Raw genomic sequence first — 25,311 nt, forward strand, 5'->3', positions numbered from 1 at the left:
GCTGCCGGTGGACAGCAGCCGGAACCGGTCAGAGGATGCCCCGCCGTCAACTCGCCTCAGGCCCGAACCGACGCTTGTAGGCCGACGGAGTGATGCCGGTCGCGCGACGCATCAGCATGCGCAGATTGGCGGCGGTGCCAAGCCCGCTGCGCCGCGCGACCATCTCGAAGCGAGACTCACCTCGCTCGATCAACCGGCATGCCAGGGCGAGTCGTTCCCCCGTGAGCCATGTCAACGGCGTCGTGCCCAGTTGTGCCTGGAAGCGGCGATGCAGCGTCGCCGGACTGACCGCCGCACGCGCCGCGAGGTCGGAGACCGTGAGCGGTGAGTCCAGCCGTTCCTGGGCCCAGGCCAGGATGGGAGCCAGGGACTCGTCCGGCAGGTCGGGTATGGGGCGCTCCACGAACTGCCGCTGCCCACCGTCCCGGTGCGCCGCGAAGACCAGGCGCCGGCTCACAGAGTTGGCCACCTCCGCGCCGTAGTCGCGGCGGACCACGTGCAGTCCAAGGTCGAGGGCGGCCGCGCTCCCCGCCGCGGTGAGAATGTCACCGTCATCCACGAACAGCACGTCTGATTCGAGCTGGACCGAGGGGAAGCGGGCCCGGAAGGAGTCCGCCCACTGCCAGTGCGCAGTGGCCCGGCGCCCGTCGAGGACTCCGGCCTCCGCCAGCGTGAAAGCGCCGCTGCAGAAGCCGATCAGGCGCGCACCGCGCGCGTGCGCCCGTCTGATGGCATCGAGCACGGCCCGGCGACGGGGCACCTCGACGTCGGGGCGGTTGGGGACGATCAAGGTGTCCGCCGCGTCGGCCACCTCCAGATCGCCGACTCCCGTAAGCGTGAAGAATCCGTCCCGCATCAGGGTGCGGGGCTCGGGGGAGCAAAGCCTGAAGTCGTAGAGATCACGACCGAGCTCCGGTCTGCGCAGACCGAAGACCTCGGTCGCGCAGCCGAGCTCGAAGGGGTTCGAGTTCTCGTCCACGATCGCGACGACCCGGTGTACGCCCGCCGCGTGAACCGCGTGCGAGGATTCTTTCGCCATTTGCAATTCCTAGCAGTTACGCCGACCATGCGGAACGGCGGAGGATGGGCTCATGAGTAACGAACCGATCCCCCTCAGCAAGGCCTTGGCCTCCTTCGACGCCCTGTGGAGCCCTCGCATCGTCACGCGCGTCAACGACTATGACGTCCGCATCGCCAAGGTCGAGGGCGAACACATCTGGCACGTCCACGACGACACCGACGAGTTCTTCCTCGTACTCGACGGAGAACTGCACATCTCCTTGCGCGAGCCCGCGGGGGAGCGCACGGTCCTGCTCCCACAGGGTGCGGTCTTCACCGTTCCCCGAGGCACGGAGCACAGGCCGTACGCTCCGTCCGGCGCCGCCATCCTGATGTTCGAGCCCACCGGGACACCGACCGTGGGCGATCGCCACGACGAGATTCCGAGCCACGTGGACGCAACCACCGGGCACGCACTCAACACCTGAGCCGACAGGCTTGCTGAAGGCGGTGGATCTACGCACGGCGGCTGCGCTCGGCTTCACGGTGCCCGGCCAGCGCCAGGAGCTGGATTCCGACCCCGCCGGCCGCTACGCCCACCACCTGGAAAGCGCTCTTTCGTGGAGGCCCGCGCCGGCCTTCGCTCGATCCTTCTACCGGGCCCGCCCGCCCCAGGACGACAGCGCAGACGGCCAGGGCCGCAGAGATTGAATTCTCCCCTACCGGTCACCGGCGGTGAGGTTACGCTTACGACGACCGCTCCGCGTCAGGGGCCCGGCAAGGGAAGGAAGACGCGCATATGGGAGATCATGAGGGCAAGCCCGTTGAGAAGGAAAAGGTGCTCAAGCCGACGCCGTTGACCAAGGAGCAGTCCGACGGCCGCCCCGATGACGGCAAGCACGCGAAGCCCTCGTCGAAGTGAGCGGTACAGGGCCGGGGCAGCGGATGCTACGTGATCATCTGCTGACCTCCGGCGCGATGACCCCTGACTGGGCGCCCGCCTACGACGCGGTCCCCCGGGAGCTGTTCCTGCCCGAGGTGATGTGGCCCTCTGTCGAGGGGCAGCGCGTGGTGGCGTCCAAAGCCGACGACCCCGAGGAATGGCAGCGCTGGGCCTACACCGACATGCCTCTCATTACCCAGTGGGACGACGGTCGGCCCCGGCGTGTCGGAGCCGACCATGGGGAACTGGCGACCAGCTCCAGCTCGATGCCGAGCGTGGTGTTCTCCATGCTCGCCGACCTGTCGCTGGTCGATGGGGCGAAGGTGCTGGAGATCGGCACCGGGACCGGCTGGTGCGCCGCTCTGCTGTCGGCTCGCCTGGGTGAGGACAACGTGGTGTCGATCGAGATCGACGAGGCGGTGGCCAAGGCCGCGCGCAAAGCCCTGGCCACCGCCGGATGGCACCCGAAGGTCTTCGTCGGTGAAGGTCTGCTGGGCATGCCGGAATGGGCGCCCTACGACGGAGTCCTCGTTACCGCAGGTGTGCGTGAAGTGCCCTACGCCTGGATCCGGCAGACCCGGCCCGGCGGGGTGATCGTGATGCCATGGGGGCCGGACCTCACCGATCAGAACGCCATCGTGCGGCTGGTCGTGGCCGGCGACGGCAGTGCCAGCGGGCACTTCACCGGGCCTGCCCGGTTCATGCATGTGCGCTCTCAGCGGGTGAGGTGGGATTTCAGCGACTACCTGCCTGACGGCCACTGGCCCGCTGACACCCGCGAGTCCTCGACGGCGCTCACCGAGGCCGATGTCGTGGCCGAGGGCTCCTACGCCGCGGTGGACTTCGTGCTTGGCCTGTTGGTGCCCGGCTGTTCCTACACCGTTGGTCGCAGCCCGAGCGGTAAGCAGACCATGTGGTTGTTCGGGCTGAGCGACCGGTCATGGGCCGCGACCTTCTTCGACGAGAACGACCCCGCGGACTCGCGGGTCTACCAGGGTGGGCCACGCAGCCTGTGGGACGAGGTCGAGGCCGCGCACCGCTGGTGGGTCGAGCAGGGACGGCCGGGGCATGAGGAGTTCGGGCTGACCGTCACCGCCGACGGTCGCCGGCAGGTATGGCTGGGCGAGCCATCAGCGCTCGTATCGCAAGCAGTGGCCGTGCACTGAAGTGTGAGTGTGGCAGAGGCCTCCGTTGACGTTCGGTCGGCAGGGGCCTTCGCGTTTCAGAGAGCGTGCCGAGAACCTCTCGGGCGCCGGTAACCAGCTGAGTACGCCTATTGCGCCTGACGCGTTTGTCTCGCCTTCTGCGTCTTTTTTCAGCGTCCCAGTTGCCTGGAGAGTGACTTTCTCTGCACCTCTGGTGTGATCACATGCCTGCGCGTCTTTCGTTGCTCAGGGGGTTCCAGTGGTAATGACACAGGAAGCAACGGATAAACAGGTCGGCGGCCCACCTTCCACACTGTGTGCGAATATCTATAAGGAAGCTCCGACCTGCGCATCCATTGAAAATTTCGCCAATACCGCCGGGACCCCCAGCGCCGTGCACTCGAGTGCCGAACCGCGGGTCAACAGCGCCGGCCAGGTTTCCGGCACCCACAAGATGCCGTTCCGCGAACGATACGGTCAATTGTCGACTGTTTTTCATCGATTGTCAGAGCTACAGCGTTCGCCAATGTATTCAACGTGGGAAGCGTGTTGTCCCTGAAGTGCTTCTCGAAGTCATCGAAAGCCTTCAGAGCATTGGCCGAGCTGTAGGTCCCCGGCTCTGCAACCCGGGTCCGACCACACCGGCCAGTCGTAAGGCTCGCGTGCGAAAGTAAGATCATCCAGCCGTCGAGGTGAGGCCTGGTCCAGGGCGACGGGCGAGTGGTTCGGGGCTGGCCAAAATGACGTCTTACGTAATCGCCATGAGCTTGTGGGCCACTACACATAACAAGCGTCCCGGGAGGAGGTTCGTATGCCAAACTACTAAATTATGGAACGGGCATTTCGGATGTTAGGGCGGCCTTGATCGGGATCCTCCTTCCCCCTGCCGACCCCCGGCGCTGAGAGCGAGCATATGACCAGGGATCTTCTGGCACTGCCGACGAACGAGTTCATCGCAGGCATCGACGCGGTCGCATCCACGTTCGACTCCGCCAGCTATCCGCAGCAGAACCTTCCCGCCGACGACTGGGAACACCTGGTGAAGGCCGGTGTCCTGCTTCCATCTCTGCCCAAGCAGTTCGGAGGCCGCGACAGCCACGTCGAAATGTGCCGGATCGCCGAGACCACCTCGGAGTGGAACCTGGCATTGGGCGTCCACGTGACGGTCAACATGGCGCTCGGTCTGCGGCCCGTCGCGAAGTGGGCCGGTGAGGACGCCCAGCAGGAGATGCTGCCGCTTTTCGCCGGCGATGATCCGCTCATGGCCGGGCTCGCCGCCACCGAACCCGGCTGCGGCTCGGCTCTGTCCAGCATGACCACCACGTTCGAGGAGGTCGAGGGAGGCTACCGAATCCGCGGCCGTAAGCACTGGCAGGCCCTCAGCTTCTCCGCACACTGGTGGCTGGTCGTCGCTCGCCACGCAGATTCCGATCGCCGCGAGTACGGCTACTTCATCGTCAAGCGCAGCGAGGGCTTCCGCACCATCGAGCGCTACGAACCACTGGGCCTGAAGGTAGTCGACTACGGAGTCAACGACATCGATGCGACCGTTCCCCGGCACCGGCGGCTCAAGGTCGAGGGAGCGAACCTGGGCACCATGGTGGAGATCCTCCTGGTGTCGCGGGCGATGATGGCGGCATTGGCGTGCGGATTCCTCCGCCGTGTCAGCCGTGAGGCGCACGCGTACGCGGACCACCGCAAGATCGGGACGGCGCCGTTGTCGACGATCCGGTTCGCCCGCTACAGGCTCGCGGCCATCGACACCTCTTACACCATCTGCGAGGCGCTCAACCACTATCTGCAGACGACGTTGGACGTCAAAGCCGACATGACACTGGCGTTCCCCGCCGTGCAAGCCATCAAGACGGTCGCCTCCGAACGCATGCTCAGTTCGGCCCTGCACTACCAGCAGCTGGCCGGCGGCGAAGGGTACCGATGCGGCTCACCCACCAACATCGCCGGCCAGGCGGCCCTGGACAGCCGCGTCTTCACGATCTTCGACGGTAACAACGACCTGCTCAGCCAGCAGCTCACCGAGTACTGCCTGGCCCGGCAAGCCAGCCAGCCCCTCAGCGGCTTCCTGGCCGGCTGGCCACTCACCGCGCCCGCCGTCACAGCTCTCAAGCCGGACCTGAGCTTCCTCGATCAAGACCTCGACCAGGAACATCAGGTGCTGGCCGGCCGTGCCATCGCCTACCTGTTCGCGGCCGGTCAGGTCATGCGGTGGGCCGCCGAGACCCGCGCCGCCCCCGGCAGAGTCCAGGCCGCCACCGAGTTCCTCAACCATGACCTCGTCGGCATCGCCGCGGAATTCCGCCTATTGGCCACCGGAATCCTCGGCGACGCCGACGATGCGGTACGGCCGCCCCATAGCGCGTTCTCGCATCTCGCCCAGACGTGACCAGGAGGGTCGGCATCCGCCGGCGGACGCGCATGCAGCAGCTTCGCACGACAATCCCCTGAAACCATCATCACCCCAGGTTGACAGGGATGCACGACCGTATTCAGGAACGCGGCATTAGATGCGGTTCGGGTCGGGGACCGCGACCGGGACGATCTCGGGGGCGCCCAGGCGGATGGCGTCGGCCTCCTGGTCGGTGTCCTGCTCCTGGGAGAGCCGCTCGGCCTCTATGCGCTTGGTGTAGTACTCCACCTCACGCTTGACCTGCTCGGCATCCCAGCCCAGCGGCCCGGCGAGCAGCTCGGCCGCCTCCTCGGCCACGGCGACCCCCCGGTGGAAGGTCTCGATCGAGATGTGCGTGCGCCGGGACAGCACGTCGTTCAGATGCCGCGCGCCCTCGTGGGTGGCCGCGTAGACGACCTCCGCCCTGAGGTAGTCGTCCGCCCCGGCCAGCGGGCGGGCCAGGGACGGGTCCTCCTCGATCAGCGAGATGACCTCGTCGACCAGCGAGCCGTACCGCTGCAGCAGGTGCTCGATCCGTGCCACGTGCAGCCCGGAGGACTGGGCGAGGCGCTGCCGGGAGTTCCACAGCGCCTGGTAGCCCTCCGCCCCCGCCAGCGGGATCCGGTCGGTGCACGACGGCGGGACCCGCTGGTCGAGCCCATGGGCCACGGCGTCGACCGCGTCCCTCGCCATGACGCGGTATGTCGTGTACTTTCCCCCGGCCACCATGACCAGCCCCGGCACCGGGTGGGCCACCACGTGCTCGCGGGAGAGCTTGGAGGTCTCCTCCGACTCCCCGGACAGCAGTGGCCGCAACCCGGCGTAGACGCCCTCGACGTCGTCGTGGGAGAGCGGCACGGACAGCACCTGGTTGACGTGTTCGAGCACGTAGTCGATGTCGGAGCGAGAGGCGGCCGGGTGGGCCCTGTCCAGGTCCCAGCGGGTGTCGGTGGTCCCGATGATCCAGTGGCGGCCCCAGGGGATCACGAAGAGCACCGACTTCTCGGTCCGCAGGATGATCCCGGTGAGCGCGTGAATCCTGTCGCGCGGGACGACCAGGTGGACGCCCTTCGAGGCCCGGACGTGGATCTGCCCGCGTCCTCCGACCAGTTCCTGAATGTCGTCGGTCCACACACCGGTGGCGTTGACGATCTGCCTGGCCCGCACGTCCAGCTCGGTCCCGCCCTCCAGATCGCGCACCCTGACCCCGGTGACCCGCTCCCCCTCCCGCAGGAAACCGACGACCTGGGCCCGCGAGGCGACGTGCGCCCCGTAGGTCGAGGCGGTCCGCAGCATGGTCATCACGTATCTGGCGTCGTCAACCTGGGCGTCCCAGTACTGCACAGCGCCGGAGAAGGCCGTACGGCGCAGCGCGGGCGCGAGCCGCAAGGCCCTCCTGCGCGACAGGTGCCGGTGCCCGGGGACGCCCCGGGTGAACCCGAAGGAGAAGCCCAGCGAGTCGTAGACCACCAGGCCCGCCCCGACGTACGGCCGCTCCCAGCCGAGGTGGGTCAGCGGGAACAGGAACGGCACCGGCCTGACCAGGTGGGGGGCGATCCGCTGCAGCAGCAGGGCCCGCTCCTGGAGCGCCTCCCTGACGAGGTCGAAGTTGAGCTGCTCCAGGTAGCGCAGCCCGCCGTGGATCAGCTTCGACGATCTGGACGAGGTTCCCGAGGCGAAGTCACGGGCTTCGAACAGCCCGACGCTCAGGCCTCGCGTCGCCGCGTCGAGCGCGACCCCGGCACCGACCACCCCACCGCCGACCACCACGACGTCGAGCTCCTGAGCGGCCATCTGCGTCAGTGCGGCGGCCCGCTCGGCGGGGCCGAGCCGAGCCGTGCCCATTCGCGCCGTCATGATGCATCTCCCTGGGGTACGGGTCACCGGCTTACGTCAGGTACTTACCCCCTCAGCCCGAGCGTTACTACTGGCGGGTAGCCCATCCCGGCGGCCCGGCCCCGTACGGCGCCAGGCGACCACGATCAGCGCCACCAGCGCCCAGAGGGGGATCGTGCCGACGGCCCAGCTTAGGGCCAGCGGCGGTCCGGGCTGTGGCAGGGCGGAGAAGGCCGCCGTGCGCCCCTCGCCCCGCCCCGAGGGACCGTCGACGGTGAACGTGAACACCCAGTTCCCCTCGGTCGGCACGGACACGGTGTCCAGGCCCCAGACCTCACGTTTGCGCGGGTGCCTGGCCAGCGGGCTCCTCTGATCTCTCCCGTCCGGGCCGATCAGGGTGACAGAGCCGCCTTTGCCGCTGATCCCCCCGTCGGGGACGAACGTGAAGTCAAGCGACTGCATGGCCCTCAGGGGCCACGTGCTGAACCCCACGGTCATGCCGTACGGGCCGACCTGAACGCGTTCGGTGTGCACGGTCTCGACCGGTGGGTAGGCCAGGGCCGGGGTCGCGGCGGCGAGGACCAGGCCAATCGCGGCCAGCAGCGCCGTACCGGCTCGCAGCGGACGGGAGACTCGCCACGAGCGGGAGGCGCGCGGCGGACGGGCGATGGACATGGGTCACCGATCTCTCACGGTCGTGGCGGGAACCATCGCGCGCAGCATGACGCCGAAGCGCCGGCCGAGGAATCCGGCCAGCACGCCGATGAGGGCGCCCGTGACGATCGTCGGCGTCAACTCCACGGCCGACGGCAACGGGTACTGGTAGACCACGGACGACTGCACCAGCCCGCAGATCGTCACGAACATCCCGATCAAACCGCCCGCGAGCGGCGCGACCAGGCGCTCCGGCCAGCCACGGCGACGCGCCACCCACGTCACCCCCTGCGCCAGTCCGGCCGCCGCCAGCAGGGACATCGGCATCTGCGAGGGCACCAGCGGCGCCACGTCGACGTAGTCGCGCAGCGGCAGGCCGACCGCCACGGCGTACGCCCTCGTCGCCCATGGCGAGAACCACCACAGGAGGGCCTGCAGGGTCGCGAACACGGCTCCGAAACCCAGGACGAGGCGCGTATCACGCAGGAATCCCGCGGCCGTGAACACGACCAGCACCGTGAGGAACGTGATGCCGACGGTGATGGCGTCGATCACACCGCCTTCGAGCTCGACCAGGCCCTGCGTGGCCACCAGGCTGAAGGCCAGCATCACGGTGAGGGCGAGGACGACGCCCAGGCGGGCCCAGCGATGGCCCCAGGCCGCCGCGAAGACCATCACGGCGCCGACCATGCTCAGCGAGATCGACAGGAGGAGGCCGATGTGCGGGGGCGACGCGATCACCGCGTCGAAGCCGTACAGGCTGTGCCACCACAGGTCGAACAGGCCGTAAAGCAGGAAGCCCGCGGAGCCGGTTCCGGAGATGAGGTAGCCGAGCGGCGCGGCGAAGGTCCCGCCGAACACCCGGACGGCCCGCCCGCCGACCGTGGCGTCCACCGCGCGGTCCGCCCGCCGCGCCGCGGTGGTCATGAGCACCACGGTCAGACTGGCCAGCCCGGACAGGGCGCTGCCCGCGTACAGGAACAGGTGCGGCAGCGTGAAGAAGGTGTCGGGGCCGACGTCGATGTGCCACTGGATGTCCCAGCTCGATGCGGACAGTGAGAACGCCGCGCCCAGCAGGACGACGAAAGCCGGTATCCACCCTCTGGACACGGTCGTGGTACGGGTGGACGCCGGGGCGCGCCCGCGAGCCGGTAGCGCCCCGTCAGCGGCGACGGTCATCGTTTCCTCCTCGGTTGTTCATGATCTTGATGGGGGTTGGGAACGTCATCCGGTCACCAGGAGTGGGAAGGCGGCCTGTTCGACCCCGGTGGGCCCGTGCAGGAGCACGTTGAGCTCCCAGGCGCCGCCCATGCGCAGGGAGAGGCTCTCCGCCCGGTATCTCCCCGGTCCCGCGGCCACGGCGTCGACGGGTTCGTAAGCGTGCCCCATGGTCGTCATCACCGGCTCGACGGTGACCTTCCGCAGCGTCACCGGCCGTCCCTGGAGATCGGCCACCTCCACGGTCACGGGGCTCGCCCCCGTGCGCGAGGCGTCGACCGTGAGCCGTATCCGGTAGTGCGCGGTCCCGTTGCTCAGCACCGCCGGGCCTGTGTCGCCCCACGGCCAGAACAGCCACAGCGCGGCACCGGCCAGAACCGCGGCGCAGACGGCCGTCCACAAGGTCCGGCGGCGACCGCCGGCCACTGACGTCATGACGATGACCGGCCTCCTTCCGTTTCCGGTGCCGTGCTGTCGCGCGGGGCCGTGATGTCCAGCACCGCGGGCACGGTCACAAGTGAGTAGTTCCGTTCCACCTGCAGCCAGAGCCGGTAGCGGCCCGGTTCCAGGAAGGTGTGGGTGAACCGCACGACAGGCCCGAAGGCCGCGACGGTCTCGTCGGGACGGCTCACGGCGCCCCGCGGAGTCGCCGCCATCGCATGCACGTGCCCCCAGATCGGGGCGGACTCCGCGGCGGTGCCGACCGGCGCTGAGCCGGACAGCGGGCCGACGACGATGAGATGCCCCACCATGCCGAGCCACGGCTGCAGGTCGGCGGTCTCGCCGACCTTGGCGGTGATCGTGCTCGCGGTGCCCGCGGACAGCGTCGAGGCGGTGAGGTCGACCCGGATCCCGTCGACGTTCCTCGCCCCGAGGCCCCCGGGAACGGGGAGCGCCGTGACGGTCGAGAGCCCCTCGCCAACGTCCAGCCCGGTCGCCGAGCGGATCAGCTGCACGCCGCCGCCGCGTCTGGCCAGCTCCGCCGAGATCGCGTAGTGACCGGGCTCGGCCGCGACCAGGCTGACCTGGTAGTGGCCGGGGCCGTACCGGACCGGGTGCAGGTGCCACAACCGGCCGGACGGTGAGACGACCAGCAGATGAATCAGCGCGTTGTCGCGGACGAGCAGATCGTCCACGGGACGTCCCGTCGAGCCGTCCGACAGCAGGAGATCGAGGTCGACGGGGCGTCCCGCGCTTGCCTTCGAGGCGCGCACCAGCATGTTCACCGGCGGCCTTGAGTAGTCCGTCGTGGGGGGCCTGCCGCCCGCGTAGGGCGCCGCGACGTTGTCGGCCGTCGCGTCGATCTGCAGGCCAGGCTGCGGGGGAAGGGGCGTGAGCGGGGACAGTGACGCGCCGGTCACCCCCACCGCCAGGGCCGCGATCATCCCGCAGGCCGGGACCAGCGGTGGCCACCACCGCCGTGACCACACCGCGAGGCCGAGCGCGAGCAGCAGCAACCCTCCCGCCGCGGAGAACCCGGCGTAGGCGACCACATCGGGAGGCGACCTGACCGGGGCCGGGACGACGAACGGTATCCGCCCGATGCGCTGCCCGTCGTCGACGGCCAGTTCCCATGGGCCGGGACGGTCGACGCGCAACGTGATCCCGTACGAGCCGGGCACGGCGCCGAGGACCAGCTCGCCCTCGCCGACCACGGAACCCGCGGGCGGCAGGCCGTCGGTCCCGACGCTGACACCGGTCGGGGTCAGCCGCAGCGTGAGCGTCCCCGCGGCGGTGCCGACATGGGTGAGAACGTCGACCCGCAACGGGCCCGGCACCTCGTCGACACGCCGCAGGACGACCGAGAGCTCACGCGTGCCCAGGGTCTGCGCGACGTGGACGTCCTGCCCCATCGGCGCGCCGTCAGCCAGCGCGGGCTGCGAGCCGAACGCCAGCAGGGCCACGACGGCCATCAGCACGGCGAAGACACGCACGCCGTTTCGGTAGGTTCTCATCCCTTCCGACGCTAACGAGCGGGCTTCCTGGATTTCGTCACCTGAAGGCGGGACCTGTGTCCCCCACGTGAGGGACACGGCGCTCCGGAGGGGTCATCTCTCCCGCTCTCCCGCGCCGATTCGTCCCTCGGGAAGTAGCCTGCGGTGTGGTACCCGGATACGGGAGCGGCACACCGCTTCGCCGGAGAGTTCGCCGGAAAGAGGTGGCATGACCCGCGACACCGGACGGTCGCTGACCCGTCGGTCCCTGCTGGTCGCCGGGGTGTGCGCGATGACGGACGCGGGCCTGCTCCTGCTCTACAGCCCGTCGGCCGGTGGGTGGCGGTTCTGGACGATGTTCTTCATCATCGTGGCGATCGACGCCGCGCTGGCCACGCCCGCCCGGTTCTCCGGTGTCGTCGCGGCGCTCCACGGCCTCGCTCTCCTGCTGACGCCGTTCCTGTTCGTCCGCGTCACCTGGCAGGTGGCCGAGACCGGCCTGCTGGTCGCCGGTTACCGCGCCGGCGCGTGGCTGCGCTCGGCCCAGGCGCTGGCGGCACTGGCCGCGCTCACGACGGGGATCGCCGGATGCCACCTGCTGTCCGACTACGACAACTCCATCGGCCTGGCGACGGCGCTGCCCTCCCTGGTGCTCGAAGCGATCGCCAGAGCATTTCTCCCCTGGCTGGTCGGGCGGTACACGACCGATCGGCGCGCCTACATCGCCGAGCTGGAACGACAGGCCGAGCTACGGCGTCACGACGAGCAGATCGCGGTGCAACGCGCCGTCGCCGAGGAGCGCAGCGCCATCGCCCGCGACCTGCACGACGTGATCTCCCACCACGTCAGCGCCATCGGCATGCACGCGGGCGCGGCCAGGCTCGGGCTGGGCGTGGCCGCCGGCAACGCGAGGCCCGACGACAGGGTGCATCGCTCACTCACCGCCGTCGAGTCGAGCAGCCGCTCCGCCATGGCCGACCTGCGCAGGCTGCTGGCCATCCTGCACGGGGACGAAACGGACACCGCGCGGCGCCAGCCGGGTCTGAACAACCTCGACGAGCTGCTCGACGGTGTGCGGGCGGCGGGTCTGACGATCACGCTGACCACCCACGGTGTCCCCCGTGAGCTGCCGGGCTCGCTCGACGTCACGCTGTACCGCATCGCGCAGGAGGCCCTGACCAACGCCCTGCGGCACGGCGAGGGTGAGAGCGTCGACATCGAGCTGGAGTACCGGGACACCGAGGCGGTCGTGACCGTGACCAACCAGCTGGCCGAGCGGGCCGGGCACCCTGAGAGCCGGAACTCGCCGCACCGCGGCCTGGCCGGGATCAGGCAGCGGGTCACGCTGTTCGGCGGCCGGGTCACGTACGGCGTGCGCCCCGACGGCAGGCACTGGCAGGTCCGGGTGAGCTTCCCGCTGGAGCAGCCATGCCCCTGAGGACTCCCGTGTTCCCGAAGACCTCCACCGTGTCCCTCGCCGTCCCCCTCCGTCCCCCACTCGCACGACGATCCCCGTCCACACGCCACCCCCTGCACGTACGACGATCTCGGTCCGCGGATCCCTGTTCGCACGACAATCCCCGCCCGCACTGTTTGGAGACCCTCCGTGACGCTGCGCGTGTTGCTCGCCGACGACCACGCGATGTTCCGTTCCGGTATGCGCGCCGTACTCGAGACCCAGCCGGACCTGCGCTGTGTCGCCGAGGTCGGCGACGGCCACGAGGCGGTGGCCGAGACCGCGAGACTCCGCCCTGACGTGGCGGTCCTGGACGTGCGGATGCCGAGACTGGACGGCCTGGCCGCCACGGAGGCGATCCTGTCGACGCCGGGGAACGTCACGAAAGTACTCGTGCTGACCACCTACGACAGCGACGACTACCTCTACCGCACACTGCGGGCGGGGGCCAGCGGCTTCCTGCTCAAAAGCCTGCCTCCCGAGGAGATGATGTCCGCGATGCGGGTCGCCGCACGCGGCGACGCGTTGATCGACCCCTCGGTGACACGACGCATGATCGTCCGGTTCACCACCAGCATCGAGCCGCCGGTTGTCCCGCCCGAGGTGGAACGGCTGACGTCCCGGGAACGTGAGGTGCTGCTTCTGCTGGCCGACGCCCGCAGCAACGCCGAGATCGCCGTCGCCCTCCACGTCGGCGAGGAGACCGTCAAGACGCACGTGTCACGCATCCTCGCCAAGCTCGGCCTGCGCGACCGTGTCCACGCCGTCGTGTACGCCCACCTGAACGGCCTGGCCGGACAACGTCCCCAGGAGGCCTCGTGACGCCGCCGCGCCCCCCGGTCATGACCGTTCCCTCCCGGGAGCAGTACCTCAAGGCGTCGGCGCCCTACGTCCTGCGCTGACCACCCGGCGGCGAACCCCACCGCGCGGGCTTCACGGCGTCGAACGCCACCGGAATGTCAGCCAGGCCGGGGAGCGCGTCAAGAGGTGGGCTTCACGAGGTCGAGCGGGTTCGCGGGGGCGGCGGGGTCGGCCAGCGACGCCAGTTCGTCGCGCACCAGGAGCTGGTTGGCGACCATGACCGGACCGTCGGGCTTGACGGTCAGGAGGGCGCGGTGCACCGTTCGCTCCCCCGAACGGACGTCGTCGTGCGTGACCGTCTCGACCAGATCTCCCAGCGGCTTGCCGCCGACCTTGGCGGCGGTGGTGAACCTCTCCGTGAACGTCTTGCCCACCTCCGCGACGCGCGGCAGCACGCACACCACGTCCACCGCCTTGTCGGCCGTTCCCGCGGGCCTGCGCAGGCCCACGCCGTACAGGGTCACGCCGCCCGGCTGCCGGGGAGCCATGACGATCGCGGCGACGACGTCGCCGAGACAGTCGGCGACCGCGGCGTGGTCCGGGCTGTCGGCGAGGGAGGACCCCGCCCCGAGCGCGGACGCGACGGGGGCGGCCGCGGGGCCCGCGACCAGCGCGGAGTCCGTCACCACCACCTGGTTGAGCTGGTTGATCAGGCCGAGTTGGGCGGTCTGCGGGCCCTTCATGTCGATCATGTTGTCCTCGGCGAGGGACACCCCCTCCTGCCCGCCGATCTCTCGGGGCTTGGCGCCCAGGGCGGTCAGCTTGGCGCGGATGGCGGAGGAGTCCAGGCGGCCCTCGACGCGGATCCCGGTCTTCGGCGGGATGCCGAAGACGGCCCCCTGATCGGTGGCGAACACGTTGAGCCCGGTCGGCTCGGCGAGCCTGCTCGCGTTGACGCCGAGGTCGCCGAAGCCCGCGCCGATGGCGGCCATCCAGCGGCGGTCCTGGCCGGGACCGTTCTCGGTGACCACGCCAAGCTTCCGCCAGTGCGCCATGTCACCGTACTCGAGGTAACCGGCCGCGGGACCGTCGGCGTCCAGGTGCGTCATCATCTGGCGCAGCCCGGTGCCCCCCTGTCCCGTGGTCCCCCCACTGCCACAGCCCGCCAGAACCAGCCCCGCAACCGCCAGAGTCCATCCGAGAGAACGCATGTCCAGGACCATAGCCAGACAGGCGATCGGGAGCCTCACCCCAAAGGATGATCCAGAGGGGGACTCCCCTGCCGAGGGCGGAGCGCCACCGCATCGAAAGTTGCGCCGGGCCCCGGGCCCGCGCCTCGTGACCGGGGGCGCGACGACGCGCTCACCCGACCGGCCGCAGGATCCCCTCAAGGAACACCACACCGGCTCCGTACCGGTCGTCGAACGTGCGCCGCAGTTCGTCGGTGACCACGGGGACCAGCGCCTCGACGCGGTTGTCCAGGGTCGAGACGCTTGAGCTCTGCAGCCCTTCCAGCTCCTTGTCGATTTTCTGCTGGATGCCACGGAGCTCCGCTTCCGCATGTTTCGCACCGCTCACGCACAACGCCCCGCCCCACACCTGGCGGATCCATCGCTCACGGCCCGTGAGGTCGCCGGTGAACCTGAGGTTGAGCACGTACCTGGCCGGGTCGTTCGCCGCCGTCGACGCCTGCGGGGTGGGGACGTCGTCGAGGTAGGCCTGGTCGATCCACGCGCCCGCGAACTCCGGCGCCTTCCCCGCCCGGTCCATGGCCTCCTGCCTCGCCTCTTCGGTGGCCTTCGCCGGATCGACCGGCTTCCATCCCCCTGCCGGCCGTGGGCACGGGCTGTCGTACCTCGGGTCGTGCCGCCGGGACGAGGGAGGAGTCGTGCTCACGACCGGCCGCCGGGGTGTCTCGGTGAGGGTGAGGCGCCTGCCGTCCCAGGTGCCGACCACCCGGTACTCTCCCCACCGGGTGTCTCCCGCCGCCTCGGACTCGACGGCCTTCCAGTCCCAGCCGACGATGTCGATCCCGCCACACTGCGGTGGGTAGGACTGGGCGACGGCCGTGCACAGCTGCGGACCGTGGCGACCATCCTGAAGTACGGTCCCGCTTCCCGCGTAGCGGGGCGCGCGGTCGCCTCCCGCCGTGGTCTCGACGGCTCCCGGCCCCGTGGCGTCCGGCTTGCCGGGTGCCGAGGGCGTCGTCCCGCAGGCCGCGAGTGTCAGGGACAGCGTGAGACACGGGACCGCCATGCGCGTCAGGTGTCGGCTCATGCCCATAAAACGCTCACGATGCCCCATCCGGTTCATCCTTTGAACCGGCAAAACGCCGCCCGTGCCCTCACCTCCATCTGACGACGGTTCCTCGTGGAGCACATGTGCTCCATGCCCGCGACCGTGACCCAGCGCCTCCACCCGGTCATCCGGCGCCAGTCCCGGTCCCACGAGACGTCCAGCTTGCCCGGCTCGTGGAACTCGCCCGCGCCCATCATGAGGAACGGGCGGGAGAGCCCCTTGCCGGGAATCGGCATGTAGAAGGTGCCGTCCATGTTGACTCCCGCGCGCACCCGGGAGTCGGTGACCACGGTCCTCGACGCGCCGCTGCCGCCGATGGAGTGACCGACCATCGCGATCCTGGACGGCTCGATCAGTCCCGCGTCCTTCCAGGCGGGGTCCGGCCCGGTCAGCCGGTCGAGCACGAAGGAGACGTCCGCCGCTCTGCCCCCGGTGACCTTCGGGCCGAAGTCGGCGTCGTCCTCGTGCGGGCAGGCGACGCAGGTCGCGGTGTGCCCGTCGGGGAAGGTCGTGCCCGTGACCTCGTGCGTGTGGTCGATGCCCGCCACGACGTATCCCCTGCTCGCCAGGTCCTCGGCCAGGGCCGTCAGCGAGGAGCGGGGCACGGAGAAGCCCGGCGACAACACGACCAGCGGGAACACCGACTTTGGTAGGGGGGCACCGCGACGATCGTCGTGGGTGCGTGCCGCCGGGGCGCCCTACGCTCGGGACATGGAGTACGGCGAGGCGGCTCAACCTGCGGGAGGTGCTCGGCGTCCTGCGCTCGCCGTACACCGGTGTCGGCGCCGCGACCGGCGACACCAACACTGACACCGACGCGAAGGCCCCGCTCGCTCCGCAGCCGATGCTCGCCGACCTCGACCGGCTCCGCGTACTGGTCGTCGACGACGAGCTTCTCGTCCGCTCCGGCCTGCGCATGATCCTGGAGGCCGCCGGGGACATCGTGGTCGTCGGCGAGGCATGCGACGGCGCGGACGCGGTCGGCGCGGCCGTCAGGCTCGTCCCCGACGTCGTCCTCATGGACGTCCGCATGCCTGGCATGGACGGGATCACCGCCGCGGCGGAGATCGGCAGGCTGCCCGAGCCCCCCAAGGTGATCATGCTGACGACGTTCGACCACGACGAGTACGTCCACCTGGCGCTGCGGGCGGGCGCGGTCGGCTTCCTGCTCAAGGACACCGCGCCGCGGGACTTCGCCTCCGCCGTCCGTACGGTCGTCGCGGGCAACGCCATGCTCGCCCCGACCGTCACCAAGCGCCTGATCAGCGCGTTCGCCGAGAAAGGCGAGGAAGAGCCGTCACGGGCCGAGACCGCGCGCGAGCGCCTGTCCGTGCTGACCTACCGCGAACGGCAGGTCCTGTGGGCGGTCGCGGGCGGCCTCTCCAACGCGGAGATCGGCCGCCTGCTCACCATGAGCGAGGCGACCGTCAAGGCACACGTCAGCCACTCACTCACAAAGCTCGGCCTGGCCAACCGCGTCCAGGCCGCGATCCTCGTCCACGAGTCGGGGCTGCTGCCCCGTTAGAGCCCTACCGCGCAAGTCCCCATCCTCAACGGCGCCGTCGTCGACGAAAAGAACGCACGAGCCCGGTGAACATGACTCCTGGCCCCGCTCTCGGGGCCAGGAAAACAGCCGAGGCCCGCCACACGGCAGGCCTCGGAAAAAATGGTCCGACGTTCTAGGCGTTCCTGGAGGCCCTTCGATCCGGGCCTTCTTTTTCCAAATGCTTCAGGACGTGACGCAGCGTATTACCAAGCTCGGTCAACCGCCGCTCGCCAAGTCCGGAGAGCACGAACTGCTCCTCCCGGTTGAACTCGGGAAACAGCGTGATCATCAGTTTCTTGCCCTCGGGCGTGAGGGAGAAAACGGTACGCCTGCGGTCACTGGCCGGGATATCCCGGACGATCAGGCCGCGGGTTTCGAGCGTTTGCGCCACTCCGGTCAACGTGCCCTTGGTGATGCCCGCCTCGGCGGCGACGTGCCGGTTCTCGATCGATTCCCATATCCACACGACCCACAGCACCACGAAGGCGGTCCAGGTGAGATCGGCTTCCTTCAGCACGGTCTGCTCGAAGTGATTCCTGATGGACGAGGCGACCCGGTAGAGGTTCGATATCGCGGTCATCGCCCGGAAATCCAGCTCCAGACCCTCGATCTTCCCGGTCACGGCCTCTTCGGTCTGCCGCAGGGTATGCGCGCCGCTCACAAACAGCTCCTCGGGGGTCGACCGTGCCGGCACGTCTCCGTGCGTCCGGCTTTCCACACCGGGCAGCAGAGGTGTCCTAATCGTTCAGACCCTGCCGATCCTAGACGATGAACCGGCCGCAAACGCTTGAGAGGTTATGGAATCGCCCCCGATTCCGCCCATGACGCGATCAGCTCACGATAATGCGCGCCCGCGACGATCACGGCCGGATCGGCGGGGCGAGCGGCGAGGATCAGCCTTCAAGAGTGATCGCCTGTAGCGGACAGACGCCCGCCGCCTCCTCGGCCTCCTCACGCAGGGACTCGTCGAGATCGGCGGAAACAGCGGTGTTCACGTGTTCCCGAAAGCATGGCGGCGGGCACGGAGGTCGAATCAATCGTTCGGAACCAAACATTATGACGGCACGCGGCACCGGTCAAGACCACCTCCGGACAACCCTCCGGCACCTCCCGGAACACGCGGTCGCCGTCCACACGCGAGAGGAATCCCCTCGAAACTCCACGATTTCCAATCGTTTGGATCCATACAATATTGGGGGAACGACCCCCCTTGTCAGCGGTCCACCTCGTGATTATCGTACGGGTTCAAACGAACTGAGGAGCGCGGCAATGGGCCATTTCGATGAGTCCGGGCTGGAATCCACAGCCGGTGAACTCCGCGGACGCGGCATCGACGTCCTCCGTCTCGGGTACTCCGACCTGATCGGCACCGAACGCGGACGTGACATCCTGCTCAACCGGTTCGCCCAGACCGTCGGCGACGGCGTCGCGTTCTGCCGGTCCGTCTACGCGACCACCCCGACGGGGGACGTGGTCCCCATCGACGGCGGCCTCGCGGACGGACTGCCCGACGTCGTGGCCTTCCCCGACCTGTCGACGGTGCGGGAGGTGCCCTGGGAGCCGGGCGTCGCCCACTGCATCGCGGACGTCTTCAACCCGGACGGGACACCGTCGGAGGAGAGTCCCAGAAACGTTCTCAGGCGCGTCGTCGCCGCGTTCGACGAGCTGGGTATGACCCCGATGGTCGGCCCCGAGCTGGAGTTCTACGTCCTGCAGCGGGACGCGGACGCCGCCTCGGGCTGGAGCCGGTACGGCGAGGCCACCGGCAACGTCTACGTGGCGGGCCGCAAGGGAGACCCGGAGAACTTCCTGCTGCGCTCGCTGCGGCACCTGGACAACTACGACATCGACGCGGTCGCCGCCAACCACGAGTTCGCCAGCGGCCAGTTCGAGATCAACCTGTGGCACTCCGAGGCCCTGGACGCCGCCGACCGGGCGTTCCTGTTCAAGAGCGCCGTCAAGGAGCTCGCCCGGCAGGAGGACAAGCTCGCGACCTTCATGGCCAAGCCGTTCAACGACGAGGGCGGCTCGGGCTTCCACCTGCACTTCTCCGCCTGGAAGGACGGACGCCCCGCCTTCGACGACCCACACGGCGGGCACGGCCTGTCCGATGTCGGCCGGTCGGCGGTCGCGGGCGTGCTCGCGCACGCCCCCGCACTGGCCGCGCTGGCCAACCCGACGGTCAACTCCTACAAGAGGTTCGGCCCGGACACCCTGGCCCCGTGGCTCGTCGACTGGGGCCTGGACAACCGCAGCGCCATGGTCCGCATCCCCCCGGAGCGCGGTCGTGCCTCCAGGCTGGAGCTCAGGCTCGGCGACGCGACCGCCAATCCCTACCTGGTGATCGCGGGCCTGCTGGCCTCGGCATACCTGGGCATTCGTGACGAGCTGGTCGTCCCGCCCCCGCTTGAGGGGTATGGCTACGACACGAGCAAGGCTGAGATGCTTCCGCAGAACCTCGGCGCCGCCCTCGACGCGCTCGAGGCCGACACCGAGTTCGCCACACTGCTGGGCCCGAAGTTCGTCCGCACCTTCCTCGACTACAAGCGCGACGAGGTCGAGCGTTTCTCCCGGTGGGTCACCGACTGGGAGTTCCGCGAGTACGCGTACCACCTCTGACCGTCACGAGCAGGAGAGCCGCCATGACCAGCACCTCTGTCGACCTCGCCGCTGTCGACCTCACCGATCTCGACGCCTTCGAGCAGAACCGGGCCTGGGAGCGGTTCGACCTGCTCCGCCGCGAGGCGCCGGTGCACTGGAACCCGGAACAGGCCCCGAACTCCGGCTTCTGGTCGATCACCCGGCACGAGGACATCGTCGCCGTCGACCGGGACGCCGAGACGTTCACCTCGACGCGGTTCGTCAACCTGGAGGAGATCGACGACGACCTCATCAAGATCCGCCGGTCCATGCTCGAATCCGACGGCGTACGGCACCGCGCGCTGCGCAAACTGCTCCAGCGCGACTTCGGCAGCCGGACACTGCAGAAGTACGAGGAGTTCCTGCGCGGCCTGACCCGCGCCACGGTCGACGCGGCGCTGCGCAACCGGGAGTTCGACTTCGTCCGCGAGGTCAGCGCCGACTTCCCGATCCAGGTGCTGGCCCGCATGCTGGACGTCCCCGAGGACCACACCGGCCGGCTGATCGACTGGGGCAACAAGATGATCGGCAACGACGACCCCGACTACGCGGACGTCCTCATCTCTGATGCGGAGAGCGAGAAGTACAAGCACCTGCCGTTCCGGTCGCCGAGCGCCCTCGAGGTGTTCGAGTACGGCAGGGAGCTCGCCCGCCGGCGGCGCGGTGGCGACGGCGACGACCTGGTCAGCAAGCTGGTGAACCGCGTCCCCGAGGACGGCGAGCCGCTGACCGCGACCGAGTTCGACAACTACTTCCTGCTCCTCGTCGTGGCCGGGAACGAGACGACCCGGCACGCGATCAGCCACTCGATGCTGGCGTTGATCGACAACCCCGACCAGCTCGCCCTGCTGCAGGACAGGCCCGAGCTGATCCCCAACGCCGTCGAGGAACTGCTGCGCTGGGCCAGCCCGGTCTACCACTTCCGCAGGACCGCCACCCGCGACGTCGAGCTGCGGGGACAGCGCATCAGCGCGGGCGACAAGGTCGTGATGTGGTTCGCCTCGGGCAACCGCGACGAGGAGGTGTTCGCGGAGCCGTACAAGCTGGACGTCACCCGCCGCCCCAACGACCACGTCACTTTCGGCAAGGGCAGCCCGCACTTCTGCCTCGGCAACAGCCTGGCCAGGATGGAGATGCGGCTCATGTTCGAGACGCTGCTGCCGCGGATCAGGAGCATCGAGCCGGCAGGCGAGGTCACCCGTGTCCGCAGCAACTTCGTCAACGGCATCAAGAGGTTCCCCGTCCGGATTCGGACCCACTGACGGAGGGCCGGCCTTCCGCGCGCGTCCGCCGGGCCCGTCCTTCGGCCTCCGACGAGCCCCCGTGCGGTCCCCTGCTCCCCGGCGGGTCCCCGCAGCGGCGCGGCCGGGGGCGCCTGGCTACGCGCGGACGACCTTCACGCCCGCGTCGGTGAACCGGGCGGCCTCCTCGTCCGAGAGGCCGTCGTCGGTGATCAGGGTGCCGATCGCGCCGATCGGGCAGATCCGCGCGAAGGCCCGGCCACCGACCTTGGAGGCGTCCGCGACCACGACCACCTGCGAGGCCCTGCCGATCAGCAGGTTGTTGACGCTCGCCTCACCCTCGTGGTGCGCGAAGGCGCCCGCCTCCGCGTCGATCGCGTCGACCCCCAGGAACGCGATGTCGAGCGTGACCTGCTCAAGCACCCCGGACGCCAGCGGGCCGATCAGCTCGTAGGACTGCGGCCTGGCGACTCCACCCGTCAGCACGATCTTCACGTGCTGACGGACCGTCAGCTCGGCGGCGATGTTCAGTGCATTGGTGACGATCGTGAAGCCGAGCTCGGGGTCGGCCCGAATCGCCAGGGCCCGCGCGACCTCCGAGGTAGTCGTGCCGCCATTCATGCCGACGATCGCGCCGGGCGCGACCAGCTCGGCGGCGGCCTCGGCGATCCGCTGTTTCTCATCGGCGTGACGTGCGGTCTTGTACCGCAACGGCAGGTCGTAGCTCACACTCTGGGCGACGGCGCCTCCGCGTGTGCGCATGAGCATCTGCTGCTGGGCGAGCTGGTCGAAGTCACGGCGGATCGTCGCGGTGGAAACGGTCAGCGCCTCTGCCGCCTGTTCGACGGACAGTCGCCCCTCCTGCGAGAGCAGCTCAAGGATCGCGTTCCAGCGCTCATATCGGCTCACGGTCAACAGCCTGACACAGCGGGCGATCAAAACCTATATCTGCACAATCTTGCTCATTTCTGCTATAAATCACTCATAAACGAAACTTGCCGGGGAGGCGCGCCGTGACCACGCACACCGAAGCCGAGATCACGTCCCAGCCCGACTGCTGGCGCCGTGCCGTCAGCGAAGTGCCGACGGACGCGCTTCCCCAGCGGGGAGAGCGGGTGGCCGTCGTCGGCTGCGGCACGTCGTGGTTCATCGCCCAGGCGTACGCGGTGCTCCGTGAGCGGGCAGGGCACGGCGAGACCGACGCCTTCGCCGCCTCGGAGTTCCCCGCCGGGCGGCCATACGATCGGGTGCTCGCGCTGACCAGGTCGGGAACGACGACCGAGGTCCTGGAGGTGCTGAAGGACCTGAGGGGCACGACCACGAGAACGACCGCCGTCACCGCCTCCCCCGGCACCCCCGTCATGACCCTCGCCGACGAGATCGCGCTGCTCGACTTCGCCGACGAGAGGTCGGTCGTGCAGACCCGGTTCGCCACGACGCAGCTCGCCCTGCTCCGTTCCCACCTCGGTGCGGACCTGACCGGCGCGATCGCGGACGCGGAGCGGGCACTCGCCACTCCCCTGCCCGCCGGAGCACTGACCGCCGAGCAGTTCACCTTCCTGGGCCGGGACTGGTCGTACGGCCTGGCACTGGAGGCGGCCCTGAAGATGCGCGAGGCCTGCAGGGCGTGGACCGAGTCCTACCCGGCGATGGAGTACCGCCACGGCCCGATCAGCATCGCGGGCCCCGGCCGGATCACCTGGATGCTCGGCCGGAGCCCTGAGGGGCTGCGCGGTGAGGTCGAGGCCACCGGTGGATCGTTCCTGGAGAGCTCCCTCGACCCGATGGCCGAGCTGATCACGATCCAGCGGGTCGCCGTGGCCAGGGCACACGCCCAGGGGCTCGATCCCGACGAGCCGCTCCACCTCACCAGGTCCGTCATCCTCTCCTCCTGATCATTGATCCCGGAGAGAAGCGGGAAGGATGAGGCCATGAGCATCACACTCACCGACGCCCGCATAGTGACCCCCGAAGGTGTTCACGAGGGCTGGCTCACCATCGAAGACGGTCGCATCACCCACGTGGGCCATGGTTCGGCCCCGGGACCGGGCCTTGGTCTCGGGGGCCGGTACGTGGTGCCGGGCTTCGTCGACATCCACACCCACGGTGGGGTCGGCGGCTCCTTCCCCACCGGGGACCAGGAGGAGGCGCACCGGATCGCCGCCCTGCACGCCGGGCACGGCACGACCACGATCGTTGCCAGCCTGGTCACCGCGTCCAGGGACGATCTGGCCAGGGCCGCCTCCTCCCTGGCCGACCTGTGCGAGGACGGCGTGCTGGCCGGGATCCACTTCGAGGGTCCCTACATCTCCAAGGCCCGCTGCGGCGCGCACAACCCGGCCCTCCTGCGGGACCCCTCCGCGCAGGAGTTCACCGAGTTGCTCAAGGCGGGGCGCGGCCACGTGCGGATGCTCACCGTCGCCGCCGAACTGCCCGGCGCGCTGAACATCATCAGGGAGGCGGTCGCGAACAACGTGATCGCCGCCCTCGGGCACAGCGACGCCACCTACGAGCAGACCCTCCAGGGCATCGACGCGGGCGGCAGCGTCGCCACCCACCTCTACAACGCGATGCCGTCACTGCACCACCGCGACCCCGGTCCGGTCGCCGCGTTGCTGGAGGACGAGCGCGTCACGATCGAGCTGATCAACGACGGCGTGCACGTGCACCCGGCGATGCTGCGGCTCGCCTACGACGTCGCCGGCCCGGGAAGGACCGCGCTGATCACCGACGCGATGGCCGCGACGGGCATGGGCGACGGCGTCTACGGGCTCGGCCCGATGCGGGTCGAGGTCGTCGACGGCGTCGCCAGGCTGGCCGGAGGCGGCTCCATCGCGGGCAGCACGCTCACCATGGACGTGGCGTTCCGGCGCAGCGTCCAGTTGGTCGGGCTCTCCCTCACGGAGGCGGCCGAGGTCGCCTCACTCACCCCCGCCAGGGTGCTCGGCCTGTCCGACCGCCTCGGCTCCGTCTCCGTCGGCAAGCAGGCCGACCTGGTGGTGCTCACCGACGACCTGGAGGTCTCCGGCGTCATGAGGCACGGAAGCTGGATCACGGAACCCCGATGACCTCCCCGCCCGCCGCTCGCGGCCTGATCCTCACCGTCACGCTGAACCTCGCGCTCGACGTCACCTACGCGACCGGCGACGTCGACTGGGACGGCGTCAACCGGGTGCGGACCGTGCACCGCAGGGCGGGCGGCAAGGGAGTCAACGTGGCCAGGGTGCTCGCCGCCCTCGGCCACGACGTCCTCGTCACCGGCCTGGCCGGTGGCACGAACGGCGAGGCGGTCCTGGCCGACCTCGCCGCGGCGGGCCTGCCCGCCGCCCTCACCCCGATCGCCGCCGCGTCACGCGCCACCCTGGCCGTCCACGACCTCGGGCCCGGCCCGTCCGAACGGCGGCGCACGGCGTTGTTCAACGAGCCCGGTCCCCTCGTGACCGAGGCCGAACTCGAACGTTTCCTGCGTGACTACGACAGGTGGATCGGGCAGGCCGCGGCGGTCGTCATCTCCGGCAGCCTCCCCCAGGGGGTGCCCGCCCGCTTCTACGCCGAACTGGCCGCCCGCGCCCGCGAGCGCGGTGTCCCGGCGATCGTTGACGCGGACGGCGAGCCGCTCAGGCACGCCCCGGAGGGCCGCCCCGAGATCGTCAAGCCCAACGTGGAGGAGCTGGCCCGCGCCCTCGCCGCACGAGGCGGCCCACCCGGTCCCGGCGTGGACGGGCTCTGTGAGGCCATGCGGGGGGCGCAGGCCCTGCAACGCTCGGGGGCCGGATCCGTCGTGGTCTCGCTCGGCGCGGACGGGCTGCTCGCGGTGACCCCGGAGGGCTCGTGGCGGGCGGCCATGCCGTACCGGGTCGAGGGCAACCCGACCGGCGCGGGCGACGCGCTGGTCGCGGGGCTGGCACTGGGCCTGGTCGAGAGGACGCCCTGGCCGGAACGGCTGCGCAGGGCCGCGGCGCTGGGCGCGGCGGCGGTCGCCGCGCCGGTCGCGGGCGACTTCGACGCGGACGTCTTCGCGGACGTCCATCCCGGGATCCGGGTGGAGCCCGCGCGAGCGTAGGCCCCCGCGCCCTCCCGGGCCACAACCTTCCCGAGCCAGAGCCTTCCCGGGACGGCAACCTTCCGGGACCACAACCTCCCAGGACGACAACCTTCCGGAGCCACGACCTTCCCGGGGCAGAAGCTTCGCGGGC

Annotated in this window: 23 protein-coding genes; 12 read left to right on the forward strand and 11 right to left on the reverse strand. The window is 69.7% G+C overall.

What is annotated here, in order from left to right; genetic code table 11:
- Positions 1 to 46: 46 nt before the first annotated feature.
- The gene (locus tag AB0395_RS15630; RefSeq protein ID WP_366281038.1) at positions 47 to 1,039 is read right to left on the reverse strand and encodes a helix-turn-helix domain-containing protein; all 993 of its coding nucleotides are present in this window, start codon (positions 1,037 to 1,039) and stop codon (positions 47 to 49) included.
- 52 nt (positions 1,040 to 1,091) lie between these two features.
- Here AB0395_RS15630 and AB0395_RS15635 point away from each other — a divergent pair, with 52 nt between their 5' ends.
- From AB0395_RS15635 to AB0395_RS15650, 4 genes are all read left to right on the forward strand, one after another.
- Complete coding sequence (locus AB0395_RS15635) at positions 1,092 to 1,487, forward strand: cupin domain-containing protein (RefSeq protein WP_366281039.1); 396 nt, start codon at positions 1,092 to 1,094, stop codon at positions 1,485 to 1,487.
- A gap of 311 nt (positions 1,488 to 1,798) precedes the next feature.
- Positions 1,799 to 1,921: a hypothetical protein gene (locus AB0395_RS15640; RefSeq protein ID WP_366281040.1), complete on the forward strand. Its 123-nt coding sequence runs from the start codon at positions 1,799 to 1,801 to the stop codon at positions 1,919 to 1,921.
- Between the two features lie 23 nt (positions 1,922 to 1,944).
- Complete coding sequence (locus AB0395_RS15645; RefSeq protein ID WP_366281042.1) at positions 1,945 to 3,108, forward strand: methyltransferase domain-containing protein; 1,164 nt, start codon at positions 1,945 to 1,947, stop codon at positions 3,106 to 3,108.
- Between the two features lie 892 nt (positions 3,109 to 4,000).
- Positions 4,001 to 5,488: an acyl-CoA dehydrogenase family protein gene (locus AB0395_RS15650; RefSeq protein ID WP_366281043.1), complete on the forward strand. Its 1,488-nt coding sequence runs from the start codon at positions 4,001 to 4,003 to the stop codon at positions 5,486 to 5,488.
- Between the two features lie 117 nt (positions 5,489 to 5,605).
- Here the strand turns inward: AB0395_RS15650 and AB0395_RS15655 are convergent, their stop codons facing one another.
- From AB0395_RS15655 to AB0395_RS15675, 5 genes are read right to left on the reverse strand one after another with little or no spacing between them, the layout of a single operon-like run.
- Entirely contained in the window at positions 5,606 to 7,348 is a 1,743-nt protein-coding gene (locus AB0395_RS15655) for a glycerol-3-phosphate dehydrogenase/oxidase (protein ID WP_366281045.1), read from the reverse strand.
- A gap of 36 nt (positions 7,349 to 7,384) precedes the next feature.
- On the reverse strand, positions 7,385 to 8,002 hold the full coding sequence (locus AB0395_RS15660) for a hypothetical protein (RefSeq protein ID WP_366281047.1): 618 nt from the start codon (positions 8,000 to 8,002) through the stop codon (positions 7,385 to 7,387).
- 3 nt (positions 8,003 to 8,005) lie between these two features.
- Positions 8,006 to 9,160: a hypothetical protein gene (locus AB0395_RS15665; RefSeq protein WP_366281048.1), complete on the reverse strand. Its 1,155-nt coding sequence runs from the start codon at positions 9,158 to 9,160 to the stop codon at positions 8,006 to 8,008.
- A gap of 45 nt (positions 9,161 to 9,205) precedes the next feature.
- Positions 9,206 to 9,634: a FixH family protein gene (locus AB0395_RS15670; RefSeq protein WP_366281050.1), complete on the reverse strand. Its 429-nt coding sequence runs from the start codon at positions 9,632 to 9,634 to the stop codon at positions 9,206 to 9,208.
- On the reverse strand, positions 9,631 to 11,154 hold the full coding sequence (locus tag AB0395_RS15675; protein WP_366281051.1) for a hypothetical protein: 1,524 nt from the start codon (positions 11,152 to 11,154) through the stop codon (positions 9,631 to 9,633). The genes AB0395_RS15670 and AB0395_RS15675 overlap by 4 nt, the downstream gene beginning before the upstream one ends.
- Positions 11,155 to 11,362: 208 nt before the next feature.
- Here AB0395_RS15675 and AB0395_RS15680 point away from each other — a divergent pair, with 208 nt between their 5' ends.
- Positions 11,363 to 12,571 carry a histidine kinase gene (locus AB0395_RS15680; protein ID WP_366281052.1) on the forward strand — a complete coding sequence of 403 codons (1,209 nt, stop codon included), beginning with the start codon at positions 11,363 to 11,365 and terminating at the stop codon, positions 12,569 to 12,571.
- A gap of 168 nt (positions 12,572 to 12,739) precedes the next feature.
- Positions 12,740 to 13,411, forward strand: coding sequence for a response regulator transcription factor (locus AB0395_RS15685; protein WP_366281053.1), 672 nt, complete (start codon positions 12,740 to 12,742; stop codon positions 13,409 to 13,411).
- Positions 13,412 to 13,569: 158 nt separating this feature from the next.
- On the opposite strand, the gene AB0395_RS15690 is transcribed toward AB0395_RS15685, so the two are convergent.
- From AB0395_RS15690 to AB0395_RS15700, 3 genes are all read right to left on the reverse strand, one after another.
- Positions 13,570 to 14,601, reverse strand: a complete 1,032-nt coding sequence (locus AB0395_RS15690; RefSeq protein ID WP_366281055.1) for a hypothetical protein — start codon at positions 14,599 to 14,601, stop codon at positions 13,570 to 13,572.
- Positions 14,602 to 14,752: 151 nt separating this feature from the next.
- Entirely contained in the window at positions 14,753 to 15,667 is a 915-nt protein-coding gene (locus AB0395_RS15695; RefSeq protein WP_366281057.1) for a hypothetical protein, read from the reverse strand.
- 32 nt (positions 15,668 to 15,699) lie between these two features.
- A complete protein-coding gene (locus AB0395_RS15700; protein ID WP_366281059.1) occupies positions 15,700 to 16,329 on the reverse strand; it encodes a hypothetical protein in 630 nt (209 codons plus the stop codon).
- Positions 16,330 to 16,532: 203 nt separating this feature from the next.
- Here AB0395_RS15700 and AB0395_RS15705 point away from each other — a divergent pair, with 203 nt between their 5' ends.
- Positions 16,533 to 17,213: a response regulator transcription factor gene (locus AB0395_RS15705; protein WP_366281159.1), complete on the forward strand. Its 681-nt coding sequence runs from the start codon at positions 16,533 to 16,535 to the stop codon at positions 17,211 to 17,213.
- A 154-nt stretch (positions 17,214 to 17,367) separates the two neighbouring features.
- Here the strand turns inward: AB0395_RS15705 and AB0395_RS15710 are convergent, their stop codons facing one another.
- Positions 17,368 to 17,895: a MarR family winged helix-turn-helix transcriptional regulator gene (locus AB0395_RS15710; RefSeq protein WP_366281060.1), complete on the reverse strand. Its 528-nt coding sequence runs from the start codon at positions 17,893 to 17,895 to the stop codon at positions 17,368 to 17,370.
- Between the two features lie 608 nt (positions 17,896 to 18,503).
- On the opposite strand from AB0395_RS15710, the gene AB0395_RS15715 reads away from it, so the two are divergent.
- Positions 18,504 to 19,853, forward strand: a complete 1,350-nt coding sequence (locus AB0395_RS15715) for a glutamine synthetase family protein (RefSeq protein ID WP_366281062.1) — start codon at positions 18,504 to 18,506, stop codon at positions 19,851 to 19,853.
- Positions 19,854 to 19,876: 23 nt separating this feature from the next.
- The gene (locus AB0395_RS15720; protein ID WP_366281063.1) at positions 19,877 to 21,136 is read left to right on the forward strand and encodes a cytochrome P450; all 1,260 of its coding nucleotides are present in this window, start codon (positions 19,877 to 19,879) and stop codon (positions 21,134 to 21,136) included.
- Between the two features lie 117 nt (positions 21,137 to 21,253).
- Here AB0395_RS15720 and AB0395_RS15725 read toward each other — a convergent pair whose 3' ends face one another.
- Positions 21,254 to 22,024, reverse strand: coding sequence for a DeoR/GlpR family DNA-binding transcription regulator (locus AB0395_RS15725; protein WP_366281064.1), 771 nt, complete (start codon positions 22,022 to 22,024; stop codon positions 21,254 to 21,256).
- 104 nt (positions 22,025 to 22,128) lie between these two features.
- Here AB0395_RS15725 and AB0395_RS15730 point away from each other — a divergent pair, with 104 nt between their 5' ends.
- Genes AB0395_RS15730 through AB0395_RS15740 form a run of 3 tightly spaced genes read left to right on the forward strand, consistent with a single transcriptional unit; the run spans position 22,129 to position 25,178 of the window.
- On the forward strand, positions 22,129 to 23,010 hold the full coding sequence (locus AB0395_RS15730) for an SIS domain-containing protein (RefSeq protein WP_366281066.1): 882 nt from the start codon (positions 22,129 to 22,131) through the stop codon (positions 23,008 to 23,010).
- A 36-nt stretch (positions 23,011 to 23,046) separates the two neighbouring features.
- On the forward strand, positions 23,047 to 24,183 hold the full coding sequence (gene nagA / locus AB0395_RS15735) for an N-acetylglucosamine-6-phosphate deacetylase (RefSeq protein WP_366281068.1): 1,137 nt from the start codon (positions 23,047 to 23,049) through the stop codon (positions 24,181 to 24,183).
- Entirely contained in the window at positions 24,180 to 25,178 is a 999-nt protein-coding gene (locus AB0395_RS15740; protein ID WP_366281069.1) for a hexose kinase, read from the forward strand. Before nagA ends, AB0395_RS15740 begins: the two co-directional genes overlap by 4 nt.
- Positions 25,179 to 25,311 lie beyond the last annotated feature (133 nt).

It is taken from the genome of Streptosporangium sp. NPDC051023 (assembly GCF_040689595.1).
In the GTDB taxonomy this organism is placed as follows: Bacteria; Actinomycetota; Actinomycetes; order Streptosporangiales; family Streptosporangiaceae; genus Streptosporangium.